Annotated in this window: 17 protein-coding genes; 8 read left to right on the top strand and 9 right to left on the bottom strand. The window is 64.2% G+C overall.

Annotated features, from left to right (window positions below):
• Positions 1-107: 107 nt before the first annotated feature.
• The 7 genes from CWB41_RS06405 to argH all read right to left on the bottom strand — a co-directional run bounded on the left by CWB41_RS06405 (position 108) and on the right by argH (position 7,724).
• On the bottom strand, positions 108-1,166 hold the full coding sequence (locus CWB41_RS06405) for an ATP-binding protein (protein ID WP_115835058.1): 1,059 nt from the start codon (positions 1,164-1,166) through the stop codon (positions 108-110).
• 30 nt (positions 1,167-1,196) lie between these two features.
• Positions 1,197-1,778: a cob(I)yrinic acid a,c-diamide adenosyltransferase gene (locus CWB41_RS06400; RefSeq protein ID WP_115835059.1), complete on the bottom strand. Its 582-nt coding sequence runs from the start codon at positions 1,776-1,778 to the stop codon at positions 1,197-1,199.
• Between the two features lie 4 nt (positions 1,779-1,782).
• Positions 1,783-1,971 carry a twin transmembrane helix small protein gene (locus tag CWB41_RS06395; protein WP_115835060.1) on the bottom strand — a complete coding sequence of 63 codons (189 nt, stop codon included), beginning with the start codon at positions 1,969-1,971 and terminating at the stop codon, positions 1,783-1,785.
• Positions 1,972-2,032: 61 nt separating this feature from the next.
• The gene (locus CWB41_RS06390) at positions 2,033-4,639 is read right to left on the bottom strand and encodes a TIGR02302 family protein (RefSeq protein ID WP_245411124.1); all 2,607 of its coding nucleotides are present in this window, start codon (positions 4,637-4,639) and stop codon (positions 2,033-2,035) included.
• A 62-nt stretch (positions 4,640-4,701) separates the two neighbouring features.
• On the bottom strand, positions 4,702-5,982 hold the full coding sequence (gene lysA, locus CWB41_RS06385) for a diaminopimelate decarboxylase (protein ID WP_115835061.1): 1,281 nt from the start codon (positions 5,980-5,982) through the stop codon (positions 4,702-4,704).
• Positions 5,983-5,989: 7 nt separating this feature from the next.
• On the bottom strand, positions 5,990-6,256 hold the full coding sequence (gene lptM, locus CWB41_RS16270) for an LPS translocon maturation chaperone LptM (protein ID WP_207206633.1): 267 nt from the start codon (positions 6,254-6,256) through the stop codon (positions 5,990-5,992).
• 76 nt (positions 6,257-6,332) lie between these two features.
• Entirely contained in the window at positions 6,333-7,724 is a 1,392-nt protein-coding gene (gene argH / locus CWB41_RS06375; protein ID WP_115835062.1) for an argininosuccinate lyase, read from the bottom strand.
• Positions 7,725-7,748: 24 nt separating this feature from the next.
• Between argH and tlpA the strand changes: the two genes are divergently transcribed.
• From tlpA to CWB41_RS06355, 4 genes are all read left to right on the top strand, one after another.
• Complete coding sequence (tlpA, locus tag CWB41_RS06370; protein ID WP_115835063.1) at positions 7,749-8,426, top strand: thiol:disulfide interchange protein TlpA; 678 nt, start codon at positions 7,749-7,751, stop codon at positions 8,424-8,426.
• Between the two features lie 46 nt (positions 8,427-8,472).
• Positions 8,473-9,396 (top strand): 50S ribosomal protein L11 methyltransferase, encoded by a 924-nt coding sequence (locus tag CWB41_RS06365; RefSeq protein WP_342633720.1) that lies wholly within the window; start codon positions 8,473-8,475, stop codon positions 9,394-9,396.
• Positions 9,397-9,522: 126 nt separating this feature from the next.
• Positions 9,523-10,755, top strand: a complete 1,233-nt coding sequence (locus tag CWB41_RS06360; RefSeq protein WP_115835065.1) for an NAD(P)/FAD-dependent oxidoreductase — start codon at positions 9,523-9,525, stop codon at positions 10,753-10,755.
• Between the two features lie 158 nt (positions 10,756-10,913).
• A complete protein-coding gene (locus tag CWB41_RS06355; protein ID WP_115835066.1) occupies positions 10,914-14,120 on the top strand; it encodes an autotransporter outer membrane beta-barrel domain-containing protein in 3,207 nt (1,068 codons plus the stop codon).
• A gap of 94 nt (positions 14,121-14,214) precedes the next feature.
• Here the strand turns inward: CWB41_RS06355 and hisS are convergent, their stop codons facing one another.
• Positions 14,215-15,708: a histidine--tRNA ligase gene (hisS, locus tag CWB41_RS06350; protein ID WP_115835067.1), complete on the bottom strand. Its 1,494-nt coding sequence runs from the start codon at positions 15,706-15,708 to the stop codon at positions 14,215-14,217.
• A gap of 136 nt (positions 15,709-15,844) precedes the next feature.
• On the opposite strand from hisS, the gene CWB41_RS06345 reads away from it, so the two are divergent.
• The 4 genes from CWB41_RS06345 (at position 15,845) to CWB41_RS06330 (ending at position 20,783) form a co-directional block, all read left to right on the top strand.
• A complete protein-coding gene (locus tag CWB41_RS06345; RefSeq protein WP_115835068.1) occupies positions 15,845-16,630 on the top strand; it encodes a DUF2076 domain-containing protein in 786 nt (261 codons plus the stop codon).
• 173 nt (positions 16,631-16,803) lie between these two features.
• Positions 16,804-17,601 (top strand): trehalose-phosphatase, encoded by a 798-nt coding sequence (gene otsB, locus CWB41_RS06340; RefSeq protein ID WP_165204071.1) that lies wholly within the window; start codon positions 16,804-16,806, stop codon positions 17,599-17,601.
• Between the two features lie 12 nt (positions 17,602-17,613).
• Positions 17,614-19,404, top strand: coding sequence for a glycoside hydrolase family 15 protein (locus CWB41_RS06335; RefSeq protein WP_115835070.1), 1,791 nt, complete (start codon positions 17,614-17,616; stop codon positions 19,402-19,404).
• Positions 19,389-20,783, top strand: a complete 1,395-nt coding sequence (locus CWB41_RS06330) for an alpha,alpha-trehalose-phosphate synthase (UDP-forming) (RefSeq protein WP_115835071.1) — start codon at positions 19,389-19,391, stop codon at positions 20,781-20,783. The genes CWB41_RS06335 and CWB41_RS06330 overlap by 16 nt, the downstream gene beginning before the upstream one ends.
• On the opposite strand, the gene CWB41_RS06325 is transcribed toward CWB41_RS06330, so the two are convergent.
• Positions 20,770-21,369, bottom strand: a complete 600-nt coding sequence (locus CWB41_RS06325; RefSeq protein ID WP_425373905.1) for a L,D-transpeptidase — start codon at positions 21,367-21,369, stop codon at positions 20,770-20,772. The two genes, CWB41_RS06330 and CWB41_RS06325, sit on opposite strands and share 14 nt — an antisense overlap.
• Positions 21,370-21,537: the final 168 nt, after the last annotated feature.

Here is a 21,537-nt window from a genome sequence, read left to right as displayed (position 1 = left end):
ATGTCGAACCTTCCAGGCTGACCCGCGCAAGCGGCACCCTAGGGAGAGCGGGCAAAGCATTTACGACAATCACATGACGTTTACATGACGGGTGTGGAGGAGGACGTTTAGTCCTCGAAAAGCGGCAGCGTCACCGTAAACGTCGCGCCTTCACCCAGTTTAGATTCAATGTTTAAGCGCCCGCCGTGGCGTGCGACGATATGTTTCACGATCGCGAGGCCGAGGCCGGTGCCGCCCTTGGCGCGGCTCTGCCCGGCATCGACGCGATAGAAGCGCTCGGTCAGCCGCGGCAGATGTTCCGGCGCTATGCCTGGCCCGTGATCGCGCACGTGAATCTGCGCCTGACGCCCATGCGTCGTGAGTTCGACATCCACGTGCCGGTCGGACGTGCGCGGGTCGGACGCGCCGTATTTGATCGAATTTTCGATCAGGTTCTCGGCAACGCGGAGAAGCTCATCGCGATCGCCGGGGACGACGATGGCCTTCGGCGCAATGATGCTGAGCGTGACATCGCGCTCCTCCGCGACGGGTGAGAGCGTATCGGCAATATGGCGGAAGATGCCGATAAGATCGACCGGCGTCTCCGGCCGCACATGCAGATGCTGCTCGATCCGCGACAGCGACAGCAGATCATCGACCAGCCGCGCCATCCGCTGCGCCTGTTCGCGCATGATGGCGAGGAACCGCGTGCGCGCCTCGGCATCGTCCTTGGCCGGTCCCTGCAACGTCTCGACGAAGCCAAGCAGCGAGGCGAGCGGCGTGCGCAGCTCGTGGCTCGCATTGGCGACGAAATCGACGCGCATGCGCTCCAGCCGGCGGGCATCGCTCAGGTCATGCAGCGACAGTATCAGCGCCCGCTCGAAATTCTCGTCCGCGAGCGCGGCGATATTGACCTCGAACAGCCGCTCGACCGGAAATTTCTCCGCCCAGACGACGCGCTGGCTGCGGCCGTCCTCGCGCACCCGGTCGAGCGCATCGAGCACATCCGGAGCGCGCAGCGTGCGCGCCAGCGGAATATCCGTTTGCAAGCCCGGCAAGATCGCATGCGCGGCGGAATTGGCGGCCAGGATGCGGTCGTTGCGATCGATGACGACGACCGCCTGCGGCATTGCTTCAGCGATGCTGCGGATCAGCGAACGGTCGTGATTGCGTGTCTTCTCGTCCATGCGGCTTGGCAATAAGCCCCGGTCTGAAAATTAGGGAGCCCCGCCCGGCGTCCAAAGAATATCCCCCTCGCCGAAACGATTGAGATGCCGCGCGGCGACGAAGAGAAAATCCGATAAACGATTGATGTATTTGAGTGCCGGTGCGCCGACTTTTTCGCCGGGTTCGGCAGCGAGCCCGACCATCAGGCGCTCCGCCCGGCGCGTCACCGCGCGCGCGACATGCATCGCCGCCGCCGCCGGTGAGCCGCCCGGCAGAACGAAGGATTTGAGCGGCAGCAGATCGGCATTGAGCACGTCGATCTCGCGCTCCAGCCGGTCGACCTGATCCTGCCGCACGCGCAACCGCTCCGGGGCGCCCTCGACCTCGGGCGTACAGAGATCGGAGCCGAGATCGAAGAGATCGTTCTGGATTGCAGCAAGGACGGCCGCGAGCTTCAACTCGTTCGGCGCATCGCAAAGCGCTGCGCGGGCAAGGCCGATGAAACTGTTGGCCTCGTCGACCGTGCCATAGGCTTCGATGCGCAGATCGTCCTTGCGCCGCCGTGTACCATCGCCGAGCGACGTCATGCCGGCATCGCCGCCGCGCGTATAAATCCTGCTGAGCGTCACCATCGGTCTACTTCCGGAAAAACAGCACGCCGATAATGATGAGGATCGCAATGAACTGCAAACCGACGCGCCAGCGCATGAGCGTCTGCGACGTGCTCGCGCTGCCGCCGCGCAGCATGTTGACGAGCCCGGCGATCAGAACCGCGAAGACGCCGAAAACCGCCACGCCGACGAGCGCATTGGTGAGTTGATGCATGATCGCCTCTTGAGCCTGGCCCGGAGCGAAGTCAACAGATCGTCACAAATTTCGATCCGGTTCAATAGGGCTTCAGCAGCCGCTCGAGATAATCGAGCTCCTCCTGCGAACGCCACGGGTCGGCGAGCCGGCGCCGCAATTCCTCCAGCACACGCTGGGCGCGCTCGGCCGCCGGCAGACCTTCCATGTTCAAGCGCGAATTGGGATTAAGCACCGGATCGTCCGCCATCGGCCGGCCGAGCGGATCGGTATCGCCGGCGCCTTCCGCCTGACCCGGACCCTCTTGACCGCCGGGCTGCTGGCCTTGGCCCTGTCCTTGCTGCATCGCCTGGGCGAGTTGTTCGGCGCCCTTGCGCAGACCTTCGAGAGCGCGGCCCTGCGCCGCGACGGCGGAATCGCCGGGACTCTGGCCTTGACCCTCCTGCTGGCCCTGATCGCCCTGGCCCTGCGCGCCCTGCTGACCCTCGCCCTGCTGGCCCTGATCCTGTTGGCCCTGGCTCTGCTGGGCTTCACCCTGCTGATCCTCGCCCTGCTGACGGCCGGGGCTGAGCGATTTCTCCGCCTGCTGCATCGCCTTCTGCGCATCCTTCAGCGCGGCCTGATCCTGCCCCAATTTCTTGAGCTGCTTCTGCAAATCTTGCAGCCGCTGGGTGAGAGCCTGCTGCAAGTCGTGCAATTGTTGCGCGCTCATCGGCTTTTGCGGGCCGCCGCTTTGATCCGGCTGGTCGGAATCCTGCGCGTGGGCGAGACGCTGCGTCTCATCGCGCAACTTCTGCTGCTCGCGGGTCAGCCGGTCGAGATCGCGCATGGCCTGCGTCATCGCTTGCGCTGTCGGGTCCTGGTTCTGCTGCTGGGACATCTGCAGATTTTCGAGCGTGTTCTGCAATTGCTCGAGCATTTTCTGCGCATCTTGCCGATCGCCCGCATTGGCCATCTGCATCATGCGGTCAAGCATGCTCTGCAAATCCTGCGGCGTGACCGACTGTGGCGCATTGGGCGATCGCGTACCGTTTTGCGCGCGCTGCGCCTGCCGCGCCGCGAATTCACGCAGGAATTTATTCATCGCGGCACGCAGGGCTTCCGTCAGCTTGCGGATTTCCTCCGGCGGAGCGTTGCGCTGCAAGGCGTCGTGCAATTGCTGCTCCGCCGAGCGCAGGTCGCGCTCGGCATCGGAAAGGCTGCCGTTCTCGATCTGCAGCGCCATCTGCCAGAGAAAATCCGCGACGCCGACAAGATCAGTATCGCTCTGCGCGTCCTCCAGCATGTCGGACGCCACGACGAGGCCGAGAAAGACCGGCGCCGTGGTACCGAACAGGTCCGGCGCGATCGTCAAGGCATCGAGCGCCGTCTGCACCCGGTCACGCGACTCGGGATAAAGCACAAGATCGCGCCTTTGCTCGACAAGCGCCTTGGCGATCGGCTTGACGAAGGGCTGTTGCGGCAAGGTGATCTCGATGGGATCGCTGCGGCCGACATTGCCGCCCTCGTCATGCGCGACGAGGGTCATTGTCACCCGCGCCCCGGCCCAGGGATGGCTGGACAGGTCGCCCGTTGTCTCCGCCTCGCCGACGCCGCCTTGCGGCAGAACCAGCGAAAGATGCGGCGCCGCCACCAGCGAGCGCACCGTCCCGCTCGCGCCCTCGACGCTGGGATCGCTAAAGACCGCTTCGGCCGAAGCCGCCCCGTAATCGTCGTTGATCTTGTAGGCGAGCGTGAGCGAGCCGCGCGCGTTGAAGCGCGGCGCATCGGTCAATTCGATCTCGGGCGGCCGGTCAGGAATAACCGCGATCTTGAAGACGCCGACGGTCGATCCGGCGTGTTTCAAGGTCAGCTCGGCATCGCCGCGCAGCGTCAGCCTCTGTTCGCTCTCGTCCGGCGCCTGCGGCGCCTTTGTTCGCGGCGCCGATTCAAGACCGCCTTGCCTCTCGACGCCGACGTCGCCGCCGGCGGCGCGCACGATCAGCGTCGAATTGATCGGCGCCGCGACCTCCTCAGGCGCATCCGGCCGGCCGAGATGCAGCAGCACCGGCGGCTTGCCGGTATAGGCGGGCGGATCGAGCCAGGCATCGATGCGATAGCCGGCCGCGGCAGGCATGGCGCCGCGCCAATCGAAGGCTGCCGCCACGCGGGCGTATTTTTCCGGCCCGGCCAGAAAGGCGCTGGCGACGACGAGCACCAGCACAGCAGCGCGCACCGCATAATGGTCCCGCGCGGCGACATGCGGTGCGGGCGCTCCCACGCGCAGCCGGCCGACTCGCGCCAGCAGCCGCTTGCGATGCAGGTTCCACAGCGCCTGCGTGGCGGGATCGCTCCCGGCATTGGCAAGCTCATCATCGAGCCCGGAGGCGGGGTGATGGGCGAACTCCGAGCTTTGATCGATGCGGGCGAGCGCGGCTTTGCGCGCCGGAGGGCGCAGCCAGAGGAACGGCAGAAGCGCGGCGACAAGGGCCACGCCGAACAGGCCGACGCCGATCTCGCGCCAGAGCGGCCCGATTTCGAGCCAGAGACCGGCGAAAGATACCGCGACGAACAGGCCGACGACGACAAGCGGCGGCACTAAGGCCCGCCACAGAGCCTCCCAAAACAGGACCGCGCGGGCGCGCGCGACAAGAGTGTCGAGCCGGCGCAGCGCGGGATTGAGACTTCGGTTTCGTCGCTTCTCGGCCAATCAACGCTCCGGGTCGGGGTGCCCTGCCTGTTTAGGCCGCAATTTGGTCCCCGAGAGGGCGATTATCGGAGCCAGGGCGGCAATTTGTCGAGCCCGATCAATTGCTCATAGGTCTCGCGCGGCCGCACCACGGCATAGGCGTCGCCCTTGACCAGAACTTCCGGCACCAGCAGCCGCGAATTATAGGTCCCGGCCTGGACGGCGCCATAGGCCCCCGCCGAAAGAACCGCGAGCAGATCGCCGGGCCTTGGCTCCGGCATCCGCCGGTCGAGGGCGAGGAAATCGCCCGTCTCGCAGACCGGGCCGACGACATCAGCGACGATTTCCCGCGCGCCGGGCGCGGGCATCACCGGGACGATCTCGTGATAAGCGTCATAAAGCGTCGGGCGGATGAGATCGTTCATCCCGGCGTCGACGATGACAAAAGTCTTTCCAGACTCTTTGGCCTCGGCCTTTTTCACATAAAGAACGCGGGTGACGAGAATCCCGGCGTTGCCGGCGATGAGCCGCCCCGGCTCGAAAATCAATTGCCGGCCGAGGCCGCCGAAATGCCGGCGGACGATCTTGGCGTAGAGATCGGGATGGAAGGCATCGCCCTTGTCGTCCGGCTTGTAGGGGATGCCGAGACCGCCGCCGAGGTCGATATGATCGATCCGATGCCCGTCGGCTTCCAGCACGCCGAGAAACTCGGCGGCGAGCGCGAAAGCATTGTCGAAGGGCTCGAGATCGGTGATCTGCGAGCCGATGTGGATGTCGATGCCGGTGACCTTGAGGCCCGGCAGCGCCGCCGCCCTCGCATAGACCTCGCGGGCGCGGCCGAGCGGAATGCCGAACTTGTTCTCCGCCTTGCCGGTCGAAATCTTGGCGTGGGTGCGCGCATCGACATCCGGATTGACCCGCAGCGCCACCCGCGCCGTGCGGCCCCGCCCCGCCGCGAGGCCGGAGAGCGCCTCCAGCTCCGGCTCGGATTCGACGTTGAAGCAGAAAATATCTTCATCGAGGGCGTAATTGATCTCGTCCGCCGTCTTGCCGACGCCGGAAAAGGTGATCTTCCCGGCCGCGACCCCGGCGCCCCGGGCGCGGCGCAACTCGCCCTCGGACACGACATCCATGCCGGCGCCGAGATTGCCGAGCGTCTTCAACACCGCCTGATTGGAATTGGCCTTCACCGCGTAGCAGACCAGCACCGGCAAATCGCCGAAGGAGCGCTTGAAAACCTCGTAATGGCGGGTGAGCGTCGCGGTCGAATAGCAATAGAAGGGCGTGCCCACCGCGGCGGCCAGCCGGGCAAGATCGACCCCCTCGGCATGCAGAACGCCGTCCTTCAGCTCGAAATGATTCATTCCCGGATCATTTCACCAGCGGGTCGAGGACGAAGGTCTTGCCCTCTGTTCCGGCGGTCGACGTCGTCGCATTGGTTTCCTGCCGCGACGGCGCGTTGGGCACCACCAGATCGCCAGCCATCGCATTGGGGACCTTGACCTGCTGCGGCACCACCTCGCTGGCGGGCACGCCGGGGGGCGGGTCCAAATCGCCGCGGCGCCCGCAGCCGCTAAGCGCCAGCGCGAGAAGGACGAGGCAGAAAAGACCACGTCTGGCGCAGAAACGAGAATTCACACCGAAGCTCCGGTAAGCCTGCGGCTTATATAGACGATGCTGGCCCCAAAGCGAAAGCCGCGAGCCGGAATCTGGCTTAATCCTGCGGGGTTTTCAGCCGATCGAGCCAGGCTTGTGCCTGCTCTGCCACATTGGCCGGTGCCGTGCCGCCATAGCTCGTCCGGCTGGCGACGGAATTTTCCACGCCAAGCACGGCGAAAACCTGGTCCGTCAGCCGCGGCTCGACGGTCTTGATCTCCGTAAGGCTCAAGGCTTCGAGGCCGATGCCGCGCTCCGCCGCCAGCCCCACCAGACGGCCGGTGACATGATGCGCCTCGCGGAACGGCAGGCCGAGTTCGCGGACGAGATAATCCGCCAGATCCGTCGCCGTCGCATAACCGGCGCCGGCGGCGGCCTTCATCCGCGCAAGGTCCGGCACGAAATCGCCGACCATGCCCTTCGTCGCGGCAAGGCAGAGCGAGAGAGTCTGGAGCGCATCGAACGTGCCCTCCTTATCCTCTTGCATATCCTTGGAATAGGCGAGCGGCAGACCCTTGAGCACGACGAGGAGCCCCGTCAATGCGCCGATAACGCGCCCGGATTTGCCGCGCACGAGCTCGGCCGCGTCGGGATTGCGCTTCTGCGGCATGATCGAAGAACCGGTCGAGAACTTGTCGGAAAGTCGCAGGAAGCCGAATTGCGGCGTCGCCCAGAGCACGATCTCCTCGGCGAAACGCGACAGATGCACCGCGCAGAGCGCCGCCGCCGACAAAGTCTCGATCACGAAATCGCGGTCCGAAACGCTGTCGAGCGAATTCGCGGTCGGCCGGTCGAAGCCGAGCGCCTTCGCCGTGGCGAAGCGGTCGATGGGAAAAGACGTACCGGCGAGCGCCGCAGCGCCCAGCGGGCTTTCGTTGAGCCGCGCGCGCGCGTCGCGGAAGCGGCCACGATCGCGGCCGAGCATTTCGACATAGGCGAGCAGATGATGGCCGAGCGTGACGGGCTGCGCCGATTGCAGATGGGTGAAGCCGGGCATCACCGCGCCGGCGAAGGTCAAAGCCTTTTCGGCAAGCGCCAGTTGCAGCGCGGCGATCTGTCCATCAAGCGCCTCGATCGTGGCGCGGACGTAGAGCCGGAAGTCGACCGCGACCTGATCGTTGCGCGAGCGCGCCGTGTGCAGCCGCCCGGCGGCCGGGCCGATGAGATCGGCCAGCCGCGCCTCGACGTTCATATGGATGTCTTCGAGCTTGCGCGAATAGGTGAAATCGCCCTTCTCGATTTCGCCACGGATGCGGCCTAGAGCCTCGGCGATCTTTGCGGCGTCGTCCTTCGACAATATGCCGGTCTCGCCCAGCATCGCGACATGGGCGAGCGAGCCTGCTATGTCATACGCCGCAAGCTTCTGGTCGAAATCAATCGACGCATTGATTTCTTCCATGATCGCGTCGGGGCTGTCGGCAAACCGGCCGCCCCACATCTTGTTGCTCATTGGTTCCGCTTTCAAAGATCAGGCATGTCAGACCAGAAACCACCGAAGCGTGGCCTGCCCGCCCCGGCCATATCGATCATCGCCTTCGGCCTTATGCTGGCCCTCGTATACGTGATGAAGGGCTTGCATCGCAACGAACCCGCCGCAAGCGATGCCTGTCCGGCCGCCCGCGCCATCGCCGCCCGGCTCGCGCCGCTCGTCAAGGGCGAAGTGGCGGCGCTGGCGCTCGACAGCGATCCGCATCCCCTGCCGCCGCTGACCTTCATCGACGGAGACGGCAAGCCGGTGACGCTCGCAAACTTCCACGGCCACGACATCCTGCTGAACCTGTGGGCGACCTGGTGCGTGCCCTGCCGCATGGAAATGCCCTCGCTCGACCGGCTGCAGGGCGCGCGCGGGAATGCGGATTTTTCCGTCGTCGCGGTCAATATCGATACCGCCCGGCTCGACCGGCCGAAGGGCTTTTTGAAGGAAATCGGGGTCAAGAACCTCAATTTCTACGCCGATAACAGCGCCAATATTTTCGAGACGCTGAAGCAGGACGGCAAAGTGCTCGGCCTGCCGACCACGATCCTCGTCGCCAAAGACGGCTGCGACATCGGCACGATGGCGGGGCCGGCGAAATGGGATTCGCCCGAGGCGCTCGCCTTGATCGGGGCCCTGCAATCCGCCGCCGCGGCAGCGCAGCAGCCCAAGAGCTAGCATGGGCTAACCGGAGCCGAGCCCGCATTGCCGCATAGGCGGCCACGTGCTACCCGCCGACATGCTCGAAGGCCTGCCCCCCAACAATGCGGCTTATCTGATGCGCCTGCGCTGCCCCGATGCGGCGACGGCGCGGCAGGTCGCGGACGTGATCGTCGAAAGCTTCGACCCGGCCGAGACGGCGGCCAGCGCCTTCGAGGAGGCGGGCGACCGTCCCGAGATCGAGGGACCGTGGATCGTCGAGGCTTATTTCGGCATGGCGCCGGACGAGCCCCAGGTGCGCGAACTCGTCAGCCTCGTGGCGGGCGAGGCGCTCGCCGCGCAAGTGGAATTCGGCCGCGTGCAGAAGGCCGATTGGGTCGCCAACGCGCTCGCTGGCCTGGCGCCGGTCCGCGCCGGGCGTTTTCTGCTGCACGGCGAGCATGATCGCGGCACCGTGGGCATCAACGATCTCGGCATCGAAATCGAGGCCGCGCTGGCCTTCGGCACCGGCCATCATGGCACGACGCGCGGCTGCCTCACTTTTATTGACGCCATCGCCAAGCGGCGGCGTCCAAGGAAAATCCTCGATGTCGGCACCGGCACAGGCGTCCTCGCCATTGCCGCAGCAAAGGCGTTTCGCCGGGTCGTCGTTGCGGGCGATATCGATGCCGTCGCGGTGGCGACGGCGCGCACCAACGCCATACGCAACGGCACCGGCGCTTTTGTTCATGTCGTCGAGGCGCGCGGCATCGGCCATCCCGCCCTCAAGGGCCGGTTCGATCTTATCACCGCCAACATTCTCGCCGCGCCCTTGCGCAAGCTTGCGCCGGCCCTGGCGAAGGCGCTGGAACCGGGCGGAGACATCATCCTTTCCGGGCTGCTCGGCCGCGATGTACCGGGCATTATCAGCGCCTACCGCACACAAAACCTGCGGCTGGTCGCACGGCTTGACATCGACGGCTGGGCAACGCTTTTGATGCGCCGCTAGCGCGCTTTCCGACCGGATGGACTCATCCGGTCGGAAAGAAATCGCGCCGTTTCAAAACGTTGAAGCGTGTTCTAATCGGAAAAGTCATGCAACTTTTCCGGAACACGCTCTAGCAGAGAAAGAAGAATGAGTTCAGACCAGATTGTCATCGTCGGCGCCGGCCACGGCGGCGTGCAGCTTGCGGCCTCGCTACGCGAGGAAGGATATGACGGCAAGCTGATCCTGCTCGGCGATGAGAAGGATTTGCCCTATCAGCGCCCGCCGCTCTCCAAAGCCTATCTGAAGCGCGCCACGCCGGAAGACGGCGTACTGCTGCGCGGGCCGGATTTCTATCCGCAGAACAGGATCGAACTTGCCCTCGGTGAGCGCGCCGTCGAGATCGACCGCGCCGCGCGGCGCCTGCATCTCAAATCGGGTCAGGTGCTCGACTATTCGCAACTCGTGCTGGCGACGGGGGGCGTGCAGCGCCACCTGCCGATCGAGGGGGCGCATCTCAACGGCGTCTTCTCGCTGCGCACGATGGAAGAGGCGCGCGCCTTACGCGGCTGGCTCGAAACCGCGCAGAACATCATCGTCATCGGCGCGGGCTTCATCGGCCTCGAATTCGCCGCCACGGCCGCCTCGCAGGGCCGCAAGGTCGATCTCTTCGAATTGGCCGACCGACCGATGGCGCGCGCGGTGACGCCGCAGACCTCCGCCTTCTTCGCCAAAGCCCACACGGCTTTTGGCGTCAATCTGCATTTCCGCAGTTCCGTCACCGCGATCAAGGGCGAGAACGGCAAAGTGTCCAGCGTCGTGCTGAGCGACGGCACCAGCCTGCCGGCCGACATGGTGCTGATCGGCATCGGCCTCGTGCCAAGCGACGAACTCGCCCGCGCTTCCGGCATCGATGCGCCGAACGGCATCAAGGTCAACGAGCGGCTCGCGACTTCGGACGAGAACGTTTTCGCGATCGGCGACACGGTCTATCACTACAACACGCATCGCGGCGCGGAGATGCGGCTCGAATCCGTGCAGAACGCGACCGATCAGGCACGCACCTTGGCCAAGCTCCTCGTCGGCAAGCCGGCGAATTACGACCATGTGCCGTGGTTCTGGAGCGATCAGGGCGATCTCAAATTGCAGATCGCGGGCTTCCTCGACGAGAGCGACAAGATTGTCCTGCGCGGCTCTTACGAAGACCGCGCCTATTCGCTCTTCGGCTTCAAGAATGGCGCTCTGACCGGCGTCGAATCGGTCAACAAGGCGGGCGATCACATGCTGGCCCGGCGGCTGCTCGGCGAGCATATTCTGGTGACGCCCGAATTCATCGCCGACCCGGCGTCCGACCTCAAGGCGCTGGTGCGCCCGAGGCGATGATTGAGCATCGTCAAGCCGTGAACCAAGCATTGTGATGAATCAGCCACACTGAGTCTTAATGCTCAGTTCAGTCAAAGGACGGCCGGAAAATTCATCCAAGTGTCACGACCGAAAAATAGCGCCGGTGTGAGTTAAGATAACACATCGGAATAGACATAATGTTGCGTTTGGTTTGTGCGGGCCGCGGGTTGAGCGGCAGGTCGTTTTCAACTTTCGTTCGGACCACCTCTTCACTGTCCCTCGCCGCGGGCTTCTGGGCGCTGCCGGGTCTCGGCGCTTCCGGGCAGGTCCGGGCCGCGTCATTCGACATCACCACAAACACGACCGCCGCGGAGACCCTGTCGTCGACCAATGATACGGGAACGGTCGCGGCGGGCGTCACTTTGACCTACAGCGCCGATACGAGCACGCCGACGGTCACAGTCACCGGCACCGACACGTCGCTGACTAATTACGGGACGATCTCGCAAACAAACCCCGGCGGCGGCCGTGCGGTCCGCGTCAATCAAAAGGGCGTCAGTTTCACCTTGACCAATGCGGATGGCGCGGTCATCTCCGCCGCCGGTGACGACGCATTCCAGTCAAACAAGGACGCCAGCGTCACGATCTATAATTCGGGAACCATCGAATCCCTCGGCGGCGGTCAGGCGATTGACCTGAACGCCGTCACAAGCGGCACGAATGAGGTTTATAATTATTCGACCGGCCTGATCGAAGCCTTCGGCGCGGACGCTTTGCGTCCCGGCGTCAACGGCTATGTGTACAATGCGGGTACGATCAAATCGGAGAACGTCCCCGGCAACGCCACCGGCAACGATGGTATCGACGCGCAGAGCAACAGCGGCGTGACCATCGACAATGCCGGCCTCATCGATGGCGCCCGTCATGGCATCACTGGCGGCAATACCGACACGACCACGAACGGCGCGTATGCGATGACCATCACCAATGAGATCGGCGGCCAGATCACCGGCGAGGACGGGTCAGGCATCAATATCGACGGCTTCAACGGCAATGAGCTGGCCACGATCACCAATCACGGCACGATCACCGGCAATGGCATCACTGGCGATGGCGACGGCGTCGATGTCGATGGCCTCGTCTACCTTATCAATAGCGGGACGATCAAATCCACGCAGGCCTATAACGACGTCAGCGAGGGTGTGACCGTCGGCGGCGGCACGATCATCAATAGCGGCACGATTGAGGGCGACAATATCAACGGCGGTGACTCGCACGGCATTACGCTGGCCGGCATCGATAAGGACAGCAGCGGCAATCCGATCCCGACTGAGGGTATTTATGCCGATACGACCGTGACCAACAGTGGCCTGATCCGCGGCGAAACGGGCTCTGCGATTGCCGTGACGGGCGCGGCCAATGCCTTTACCGTCGAGATCGACAATCTGGCGGGCGGCATCATCGAAGGCGGCGGCACCGAAGCGGCGATCTATACCGGCGGCAACGATGCGACGATCGTCAATTACGGGACGATCGAAGCCGATGGCACCGGCGACGCGATCGACCTTGGCAGCGGCAATAGCGCCGTTCAGATCCTCGGCGGCAGCGCCAAGGTCAACGGCAATATGGACGGCGGCAGCGGAACCAGCACGCTGCTCATTGCGCCCGGCGCCGGAAACAGCTTCACCTATGACGACGTCATCTCCGATTTCTCGTCGGTGGAGATCGGCGAAGGAACGATCACGCTGAACGGCGCGAACACCTACGCCGGCACGACCATGGTCGATGACGGCGGCACGCTCGCCGGCATTGGCACGGTGTCGACCACGATCGTCGATGATGGCGGCACATTGCAGCCGGGTTCGGGCGGAAATCCTGGCACGCTCACCATCAACGGCGATCTTACCTTTTCCGCGGATTCGATCTATCGCGTCGCGATCGGCGCCGCGACCGAGGTGAGCGGCGAAGCGATCCTGAACAACGCGTCGCTTGTCCTCACATCGGGCAACACAATTAATGTCGGCGAGAAATATACGATCCTGACCGCCGCCGATGGCATCAGCGGTACTTTCGATGCGAGTGGAACCTTTTATTCCTACGAGGTTCTGACCAGCTACAATGCCGACGATGTCTTCCTGACCTTCTCCTATGGCAATCTCGCCCTGCCGATGGGCGCCTCCGCCAATGTGATGCGGATCGCCAATGCACTCGATGCGGCCGTTGCGGAAAACCCCAACACGCAATTGCCTTCCGCCTTCAACACGCTCTTCGCCCTAACGCCGCAGCAATTGCAGACAAATCTCGCGCAACTCACGGGCGAGCCCGCGACCGGCGCGCAGGAAGGCGCCTTCCGGATGGAAAATTCCTTCCTCTCGCTGCTGCTCGATCCTTTCGCCGGCGGCCGCGAGGGCGGAAGCGACGGTTTTGGCGCGGCATCGTCCACTGGTGCGCTCGCCTATTCGGCCGAAAGCCAGGCGCAAATGCCGGCCTATCTGGCTGACGCCTATGCGCAAGCTCTGCCGGCGCTCAAGGGGCCACCCCCGGCGCTGGTCTATACGCCACATTGGGATGCCTGGGCGGCACCGTTCGGCGGCGGCGCCTTTACCGCCGGCGATGCGAATACCGGCTCGCACAATACATCGACCACCGCGGCGGGCTTCGCCGCAGGCGCCGATTATCATCTCGCCCCCGGCGCCCTCATCGGCCTCGCTCTGGCAGGCGGCGGCACCGGCTGGTCGCTCGGCAGCGGCTTCGGCAGCGGCCACAGCACCGTCTTCCAGAGCGGCCTCTATGGCATCACGCAATTCGGCAACGCTTATCTCGCTGGCGCTTTCGCCTTCGGCAATTATTGGATCAAGACCAACCGGCTCGTCGGCCTTGGTGACGGCGGCACGCTTGATTCCAGTTTCACTGCGCAGGGCTACGGCGGACGCATCGAGGCGGGCTATCACGTTCCGCTCACAGCGGTCACTTTCACGCCTTATGCCGCGGTGCAGCCGCAGGTCTTCACCTCGCCGGCCTTTAGCGAATTCGCCACCAGCGGGTCTTCAAACTATGCGCTCGCCTACAACAGCGAGAGCAGCACGCAGGTGCGCGGCGAGCTCGGCACCTGGGCCAATACCACGCTGGCGCTCGATGCCGGACGATCGCTGAACCTCTTTGGCCGCACCGCTTGGGCGCATGACTGGCAGAGCAACCCGAACCTCGACGCCAGCTTCCTGACGCTGCCGGCGGCGAGCTTTGTGGTCGAAGGCGCCAAGCCCCCGGCCAATCTCGCGCTCACCACGCTCGGCGCCACGCTCGATCTCACTGGGGGCTGGTCACTGACTGCCAAATTCGACGGCGAATTCGGCAAAGGCGCGCAATCCTACGCCGGGACAGGCCGCCTCGCCTATACGTGGTGAGATTGAGGACGAGCTAATACGTCATTGCGAGCGTAGCGAAGCAATCCAGAGGAACATCCCGGATGGCTTCGCCGCTTTGCTTCTCGCGATGACGTCAGCAATGCCGCGCCAGCACGTCGCGGACCGCCCGCAGCAGATCGGACTCGGCCACCAAGAATTGCGCTTTGGTGCGCAGTTCCAGATAATCCGCGCGCTCTTTCGAGGTCGCCGCGAGCTCGGCGCCGAGAACGAGATCGCGGATGGCGATCTCGCCCTTCTCGCGCTCGTTCGATCCCTGAATGATGGCGCAGACCGCATTGCGCTTGTCGGCGTATTTCAATTGCGCGTTCATGCCGGAGGCGCCGAGATAAAGTTCGGCGGCGATCCCGGCATTGCGCAACGTCGAGACGAAACCCTGATAGCGTGCGATCTCGCTTTGGTCGAGAACGAGGACGATGACCGGCCCGCGTTGTGCCGCGCCCGCGACGATTGGCGAATTGATCGCCTTCAGCGCCGCGTAGAGACGCGAGACACCGATGGAGAAGCCGGTCGCCGGCACGTCGTCGCCGCGGAAGCGGCCGACGAGGCCGTCATAGCGGCCACCACCGCCGACCGAGCCGAAGCGCACCGGGCGGCCATCCTCTTCCGCGATCTCGAAAGTCAGCTCCGCCTCGAAGACGGGGCCAGTATAATATTCGAGGCCGCGCACGACCGTCGGATCAATCCGCACGCGTCCGTCGTCATAGCCGGCGGCGGCAATCAGCCGGCCGATCGCCTCCAATTCGGTGCGCCCCTGCTGGCCGATTTCGCTCTCGGTGAATTTGACGTCACCAGTGGTGACTTGATCTTCCCAAGATTTGCCGGGATCGATCAGCGCGAGAATGAAATTGATCGCAGCCGGGTCCAGTCCCGCACCTTTGGTGAAGTCTCCGGACTCGTCCTTGCGCCCGGCACCAAGCAGCAAACGCACACCTTCGACGCCCAAACGGTCGAGCTTGTCGATCGCGCGTAATACAGTCAGCCGCCGGCCGAAATTCGTCTCGCCGCCAAGATCGATCGCTTCCAGGGCGCCGTCGAGCACCTTGCGGTTGTTCACCTTGATGACGTAATCGCCGCGCTTGACGCCGAGCCGCTCCAGCGTATCCGCCGCCATCATGCAAAGCTCGGCATCCGCCGCGACGGAGCTTGTGCCGACGGTGTCGGCATCGAATTGCATGAACTGGCGGAAGCGTCCCGGCCCCGGCTTTTCGTTGCGGAACACAGTGCCGGCGCGATAGGAGCGATAGGGCTTCGGCAGCTTGTCGTAATTCTCCGCGACATAGCGGGCGAGCGGCGCGGTGAGGTCATAGCGCAGCGACAGCCATTGCTCGTCATCGTCCTGAAACGAGAAGACGCCCTCGTTCGGCCGGTCGAGATCGGGCAGGAATTTGCCGAGCGCCTCGGTATATTCGATGAAGGGTGTCTCGACCGCTTCGAACCCATAGAGCCGATAGCTGTCCTTGATCGCCGCCAGCATCCGCTCGGTCGCGGCGATCTCGGCCGGGCCACGGTCGGCCAGACCGCGTGGCAATCGGGCCTGGGTCCGTGACGTTTTTTTAATGTCATTCATTCTGCGCAAAACCTCTCCGCCGCGCTTCTAATCTATCACCGGCGGAAGCGAAAGCGGGCGCCGATGAGCCCTTGGAGGCGCCGCAATCGCGCCCCATATCTCCGCGGCGGGGTAAGCCGAACCACGGGAGAAAGTCATGTCACCCGAAGAACGCCAGCTGCTGAACGGTCTTTTCGACCGCATCAAGGGGTCCGCCAATGTACCGCGCGATCCGGAGGCCGAGGCGTTGATCGCAAACGCCGTCAGATCGCAACCCTATGCGCCCTACTTCCTGGCACAGGCCGTGCTCGTTCAGGATCAAGCCTTGCAGGCCGCAAGCCAGCGGCTTGAGGAATTACAGGCGCAGGTCGAGGCGCTCCAGCAGGGCCAGGGACAAGGCCAGCAGCAGCCGGCCAGCGGCGGCTTCCTCAACAGCCTCGGCTCGATCTTCGGCGGCGGCCCATCGGCCGCACCGCCTCCGCCGCCCCGGCCCGGGCAGCCGTTGCCAGGTGGCCCCTCGGGCGGTCCTTGGGGCCAGGAGACACAGGCGCCGCGCGGCTATGCGCCCCCGCAATCCTATCCGCCGCAAGGCGGCGCACCGTGGGGCAGCCCGCCGCCCGGCGGCGGCGGTTTCCTGAGCGGCGCGCTGCAAGGCGCGGCGGGCGTTGCCGGCGGTGTCCTGCTGGCCGATTCGATCCGCAACCTCTTCGGTGGCCATGCGGGCGGACTGGGCGGCCTCGGCATCGGCGGCCTTGGTGGACTCGGCGGGCTTGGGACTGGACTTGGCACCACCGCGCCCGGCCTCGGCACGGGCGGCGAAACGATCGTCAACAATTATTATGACGACACCGGCCGCAACGACGCGAACGACGCTAATTTCTACGACGATTCCAGCAGCAACAGCGATCCCGGCAGCAACGACGACGGCTCCTTCGACGTATAGTTGCAAATTTGGGCGTATACACTGGCCTCGTCGCGCCTGCGGCGGGGCCTTTTTATTTCCACATGCGCCGGGAGTTTTTTTACAGCTAGACCGGAACGATTTTACTGCTCGCCCGTTATTTGAACGGTGCGCACGACATCTGTGCGCGCCTGCTCGGACTGGGGGAGCTTATGATGGCCAGCCGCGCCCGGCTGCGCGATAGCGCGAGCGAACATCTTGGGCTAGAGGCAGAGACCATGAAAGATTCGCCCTCGTCGGTGCGAGGCATTTTGGCGCCTGCGCCGGCTCCGAACTGGGCGCTTTTTCTCGACCTCGACGGAACCCTGCTCGATATCGCCGCGACGCCCTCATCGGTCGTCATGCCGCCGACCCTCGTTCGCGATTTGCAAGGCGCGGCACGCGCGTTGAACGGCGCGCTCGCCATCGTCAGCGGCCGCGCGCTCGGCGAAATCGACCGGCTGCTATATCCGCTGCGTCTGGCCGGCGGCAGCGAACATGGCGCGGTCGTCCGCCTGCCCGACGGCACGCAGGACCAGACTGGCGCACCGGTCCCGCCAGGCTGGGTGCAAGCTTTCATCGAATTGCAGCGCGCCCACCCCGGCGTACTCATCGAGGTGAAGCCGCATAATCTTGTCGCGCATTTCCGCAATGCGCCCGCCGCCGAGACGCACGTACGGCGCCTTGCCGAAGAGCTTCTCGCCCGCGAGCCGGGCGCGTTTGAATTGCTGGAAGCCAAAATGGCGATCGAGATCCGCCCCAGCGCGGCGACCAAGGCGCGGCCCGTCTATCGCCTGATGGAGCTCGCGCCCTTTGCCGGGCGCTATCCGGTGTTCGTCGGCGATGACGTGACGGACGAAGACGGCTTCGCCGCTGCCCGCGCCCATGGCGGTCTCGCGCTCGATGTCGCGACCTATTTCGGTGGCCAGCCGCGCGACGTGCGCGATTGGCTCAAACGCGTCGCCGATCTCTGAGGATGCGTGCCAATGCAAACGCTCGACCTTGCTGCTATCGGCAATTGCGCGATCGCAAGCCTCATCGACCGGGGCGGCCGTCACGTGTGGTTCTGCTTTCCGCGACTTGACGGGGATCCTGTTTTCTCGGCGCTCGTCAACGGTGACGATCCGCAGCAGGGCTTCATGGACGTCGTCGTTTGCGACGCGATCGAAACCAACCAGCGCTATCTGCCCAATACGGCGGTGCTGGAAACGACCATCACCGACCGTAACGGCGGGCAGGTGCGCATCACCGATTTCGCGCCGCGCGCGCAGCGTTTCGGCCGCAGCTTCCACCCGCCGATGCTCATTCGCCGTATCGAACCCATGACCAAACGCGTGCGGCTCTCGGTGCGGATACGCCCGCATTTCAATTATGGCGCAACAAAGCCGTCGATCAGCTTCGGCAGCAATCATGTGCGCTACGGCGGCGGCCAGATGGCCTTGCGCGTCACCGCCGACATGGCCATTGCCTATATTCTCGAAGAGACCGAGTTTGCGCTCGACCGGCCTGTCAATCTTTTCATCGGCCCGGACGAATCGGTGCCCGAGGCGCCCGATTCCCTCGCGCAGAGTTTCCTCGCCGCGACGATCGACGACTGGCGCGCCTGGGTGCGCGGCCTTTCGATCCCCTTCGAATGGCAGCAGGAGGTCATCCGCTCGGCCATCACGCTCAAACTCTGCAGTTGCGAGGATACCGGCGCGATCGTCGCAGCGCTGACCACGTCGATCCCCGAAGCGCCGCATACGGTACGCAATTGGGATTATCGTTACTGTTGGCTGCGCGACGCGTTCTTTACCGTCGGCGCGCTGAACCGGCTGGGCGCGACCCGGACGATGGAAAATTTCATCCGCTTCATCATCGATGCGGTTCTGCGCGAGAACGACATCGCCATCGCCCCGCTTTATCCTATCTCCTCCGGCACAAGTTCCGAGGAGCGGTTCGCGTCCACCCTTTCCGGCTATCAGGGCATGGGTCCGGTCCGGATCGGCAATGCCGCCGTCTCGCAAATCCAGAACGACGTGTACGGCTCGATCATCCTCACCGCCGCGCAAATGTTCTGGGACGCGCGGCTGACCTACAAGGGCCTTGCGACGCTTTATCAGCAATTGCGTGGCATGGGCCAACTCGCCGCGCGCTATGCTCTGACGGTTGACGCCGGGCCGTGGGAATACCGCGGCCGCTCGAAAATCCACACCTATTGCGCCGCCATGTGCTGGGCGGCGCTGAACCGGCTCGCGCGCATTGCCGACCGTGTCGGCGAATCGACTGAAGCCGCAACATGGGCGGCGCAGGCGGCCAAGCTGCACTCGGAGATTCTGGAACGCGCGACCACCCCCGAGGGCTGGCTTTCCGGCGTCCTCGATGCGCCGGTCACGGATGCGACCTGCCTGCTGCTGCCGGAGATCGGCTTCCTGCCGGCGAACGACCCGCGAATGGACAAAACGCTCGATGTCATCGCCAAGCGGCTCCTGCGCGACGGTTTCATCATGCGCTACGACGAGGCTGACGATTTCGGCCATCCGGAGACGGCCTTTCTTGTCTGCACGTTCTGGTACGCCGATGCGCTCGCCTTCGCGGGGCGGCGCGACGAGGCGCGCGAGATTTTCAAAAACGCGCTTTCGGTCCGCAATTCGGCGGGTCTGTTGTCGGAAGACATTCTCGCCGGGCCGCGAACGCTATGGGGCAATTTTCCCCAGGCCTATTCGCATGTCGGGCTCATTCATTCGGCGGCGCGGCTCTCGCGCGGCTGGGAGGAGGCGTTATGGCGCGCGTCGTAATCGTTTCCAACCGCGTGCCGCTGCCATCCAAAGGCGCCAAGGCCGGCGGTTTGACCGTCGCCTTGAAGGATGTGTTCAAGCAAGGTGCGCTCTGGCTCGGCTGGAGCGGCGAACTGGCCGCGGAAACCGCGACTTCGGCCAAGATCCACGCGACCGGCAAGCTCGATTTCGCGACGATCGACCTTTCGGAACAAGATTACCGCCGCTTCTATGTCGGCTTCGCCAATTCCGTGCTCTGGCCGCTGCTGCATTTCCAGCCAGGCCTCCTGGAATTCGACCGCGAGGATTTCGAGGGCTATCTCTCCGTCAACCGCGCCTATGCCAAGGCCCTCGCCGAATTGCTGCGGCCTGACGACCTCATCTGGGTGCATGATTATCACCTGATCCCGCTCGCCGAAGCTCTACGCGCGCTCGGCGTCAAGAACCGGATCGGCTTCTTTCTGCATGTCCCGTTCGTGCCGGCGAGCGTCTTCAGCATTCTGCCTTCGGCCGAATGGCTGCTGCGGATGATGCTGGCCTATGATGTGGTCGGCTTCCAGGCGCGCCAGCATCTCCACGATTTCGAGGATTGCCTCCGGAACTTCCTCAATATCGCGCGTCAGTCGGGCGAGCCGATCTGGTTCGAAGGGCGGCCGGTTATCGTCGACACTTTCCCCATCGGCATCGATTCGCGCGCCTTCGCCCGGCAGGCGAAAAAGGCAGCCGGGAGCATCGCCGGGCATCGGCTGTTCGAGAGCATCGCCGGCCGTTCCTTCATGATCGGCGTCGATCGGCTGGATTATTCAAAGGGCCTGCCGAACCGTTTCGAAGCCTTCGGCTATCTGCTCGACCGGTTCCCGGAACATCGGATGCACGTGACCTATCTCCAGATCGCGGCCCGCTCGCGCGAGGATGTCACCGAATATCAGCGGCTGAAGCACGAACTCGACCGTCTGTCCGGCGAAATAAACGGCCGCTATGCCGATTTCGACTGGCAGCCCTTGCGCTACATGACTCGCGCTGTCTCGCGCGCGAATCTTGCCGGATTTCATCGACAGGCGCGGGTCGGCCTTGTCACGCCGCTGCGCGATGGGATGAACCTCGTCGCCAAGGAATATGTCGCCGCGCAAGATCCCGAAGATCCCGGCGTCCTGGTGCTCTCGCGCCTCGCCGGCGCGGCGGAGGACCTGACCGAGGCGATCATCATCAATCCCTACGACCCGGAGGAAATCACCGAGGCGATGCATGCGGCGCTGATCATGCCGCTCGACGAGCGCAAGGACCGGCACGAGAAACTGTTCGAGAAAATCTGCCGGACAACCGCGGCGAGTTATTGCCGCGACTTCCTCAACGCTCTGGCCGGCACCGCGACAAGCACGGGCATGCCTACATCACAATGACCTTGGTGCCGACGCCGACGCGGTCATAAAGATCGATGACGTCCTCGTTCATCATCCTTATGCAGCCCGACGAGACATTGGTGCCGATCGAGTAAGGCTCGTTGGTGCCGTGGATGCGATAGAGCGAGGCGCCGAGATAGAGTGCACGCGCGCCGAGCGGATTGCCGATGCCGCCCGCCATGTGAGTCGGCAAATCCGGGCGGCGTTTCAGCATTTCCGACGGCGGCGTCCAATCCGGCCATTCGGCCTTGCGCGAAATTTTCTCGGTGCCCGACCAGGCGAAGCCCTCGCGCCCGACGCCGACACCATAGCGCCGTGCCTTGCCGTCCTTTTCGACCAGAAACAAAAACTTGTCTTTGGTGTCGATAACGATCGTGCCCGGCCGCTCGGAGCCGGAATAATCGACCTCCTGGCGCAGGAACATCGGATCGACAGTGCGCTGCGGCTCGGCCGGCTGCGCCTCGGCGCGATAGGCCGAAGCGGGCGTGCTGGACGCGGGCGTGTTGTAGGTGCTGCGGCCGCCCGTGGCGAGGAACTCGAAAAATCCGCCACCATAGCTGCCGGGAGGCGGTGCAGCGTTCGCCATTTGGCGATTTTGGGGATCATTATAGGTTTGCGCGGCTGCCGGAAGAGCAAGAACCAACACGGCAAGACTGGAGAGCGCCGCGCCAAACCAGATAGGTGCGCAGGGTTTCAACATGGAACCACCCCGAGAAAATAAGATGTCTCTTTATAAACCGAAATTTTGCGGCGT

This window comes from Methylovirgula ligni (assembly GCF_004135935.1).
GTDB lineage: Bacteria > Pseudomonadota > Alphaproteobacteria > Rhizobiales > Beijerinckiaceae > Methylovirgula > Methylovirgula ligni.
Note: the sequence above shows the minus strand (reverse complement) of the source record. Positions and strands in the feature narration are given on the sequence as shown.

Bases quoted from the DNA above. Each gene is read 5' to 3' on its own strand.
- CWB41_RS06405 (WP_115835058.1), bottom strand. From the start codon at position 1,166: ATGGACGAGAAGACACGCAATCACGACCGTTCGCTGATCCGCAGCATC.
- lysA (WP_115835061.1), bottom strand. From the start codon at position 5,982: ATGAATCATTTCGAGCTGAAGGACGGCGTTCTGCATGCCGAGGGGGTC.
- CWB41_RS06335 (WP_115835070.1), top strand. From the start codon at position 17,614: ATGCAAACGCTCGACCTTGCTGCTATCGGCAATTGCGCGATCGCAAGC.
- CWB41_RS06355 (WP_115835066.1), top strand. From the start codon at position 10,914: ATGTTGCGTTTGGTTTGTGCGGGCCGCGGGTTGAGCGGCAGGTCGTTT.
- CWB41_RS06395 (WP_115835060.1), bottom strand. From the start codon at position 1,971: ATGCATCAACTCACCAATGCGCTCGTCGGCGTGGCGGTTTTCGGCGTC.
- hisS (WP_115835067.1), bottom strand. From the start codon at position 15,708: ATGAATGACATTAAAAAAACGTCACGGACCCAGGCCCGATTGCCACGC.
- CWB41_RS06325 (WP_425373905.1), bottom strand. From the start codon at position 21,369: ATGGCGAACGCTGCACCGCCTCCCGGCAGCTATGGTGGCGGATTTTTC.
- tlpA (WP_115835063.1), top strand. From the start codon at position 7,749: ATGTCAGACCAGAAACCACCGAAGCGTGGCCTGCCCGCCCCGGCCATA.
- CWB41_RS06330 (WP_115835071.1), top strand. From the start codon at position 19,389: ATGGCGCGCGTCGTAATCGTTTCCAACCGCGTGCCGCTGCCATCCAAA.
- otsB (WP_165204071.1), top strand. From the start codon at position 16,804: ATGGCCAGCCGCGCCCGGCTGCGCGATAGCGCGAGCGAACATCTTGGG.
- argH (WP_115835062.1), bottom strand. From the start codon at position 7,724: ATGAGCAACAAGATGTGGGGCGGCCGGTTTGCCGACAGCCCCGACGCG.
- CWB41_RS06345 (WP_115835068.1), top strand. From the start codon at position 15,845: ATGTCACCCGAAGAACGCCAGCTGCTGAACGGTCTTTTCGACCGCATC.
- CWB41_RS06360 (WP_115835065.1), top strand. From the start codon at position 9,523: ATGAGTTCAGACCAGATTGTCATCGTCGGCGCCGGCCACGGCGGCGTG.
- CWB41_RS06400 (WP_115835059.1), bottom strand. From the start codon at position 1,778: ATGGTGACGCTCAGCAGGATTTATACGCGCGGCGGCGATGCCGGCATG.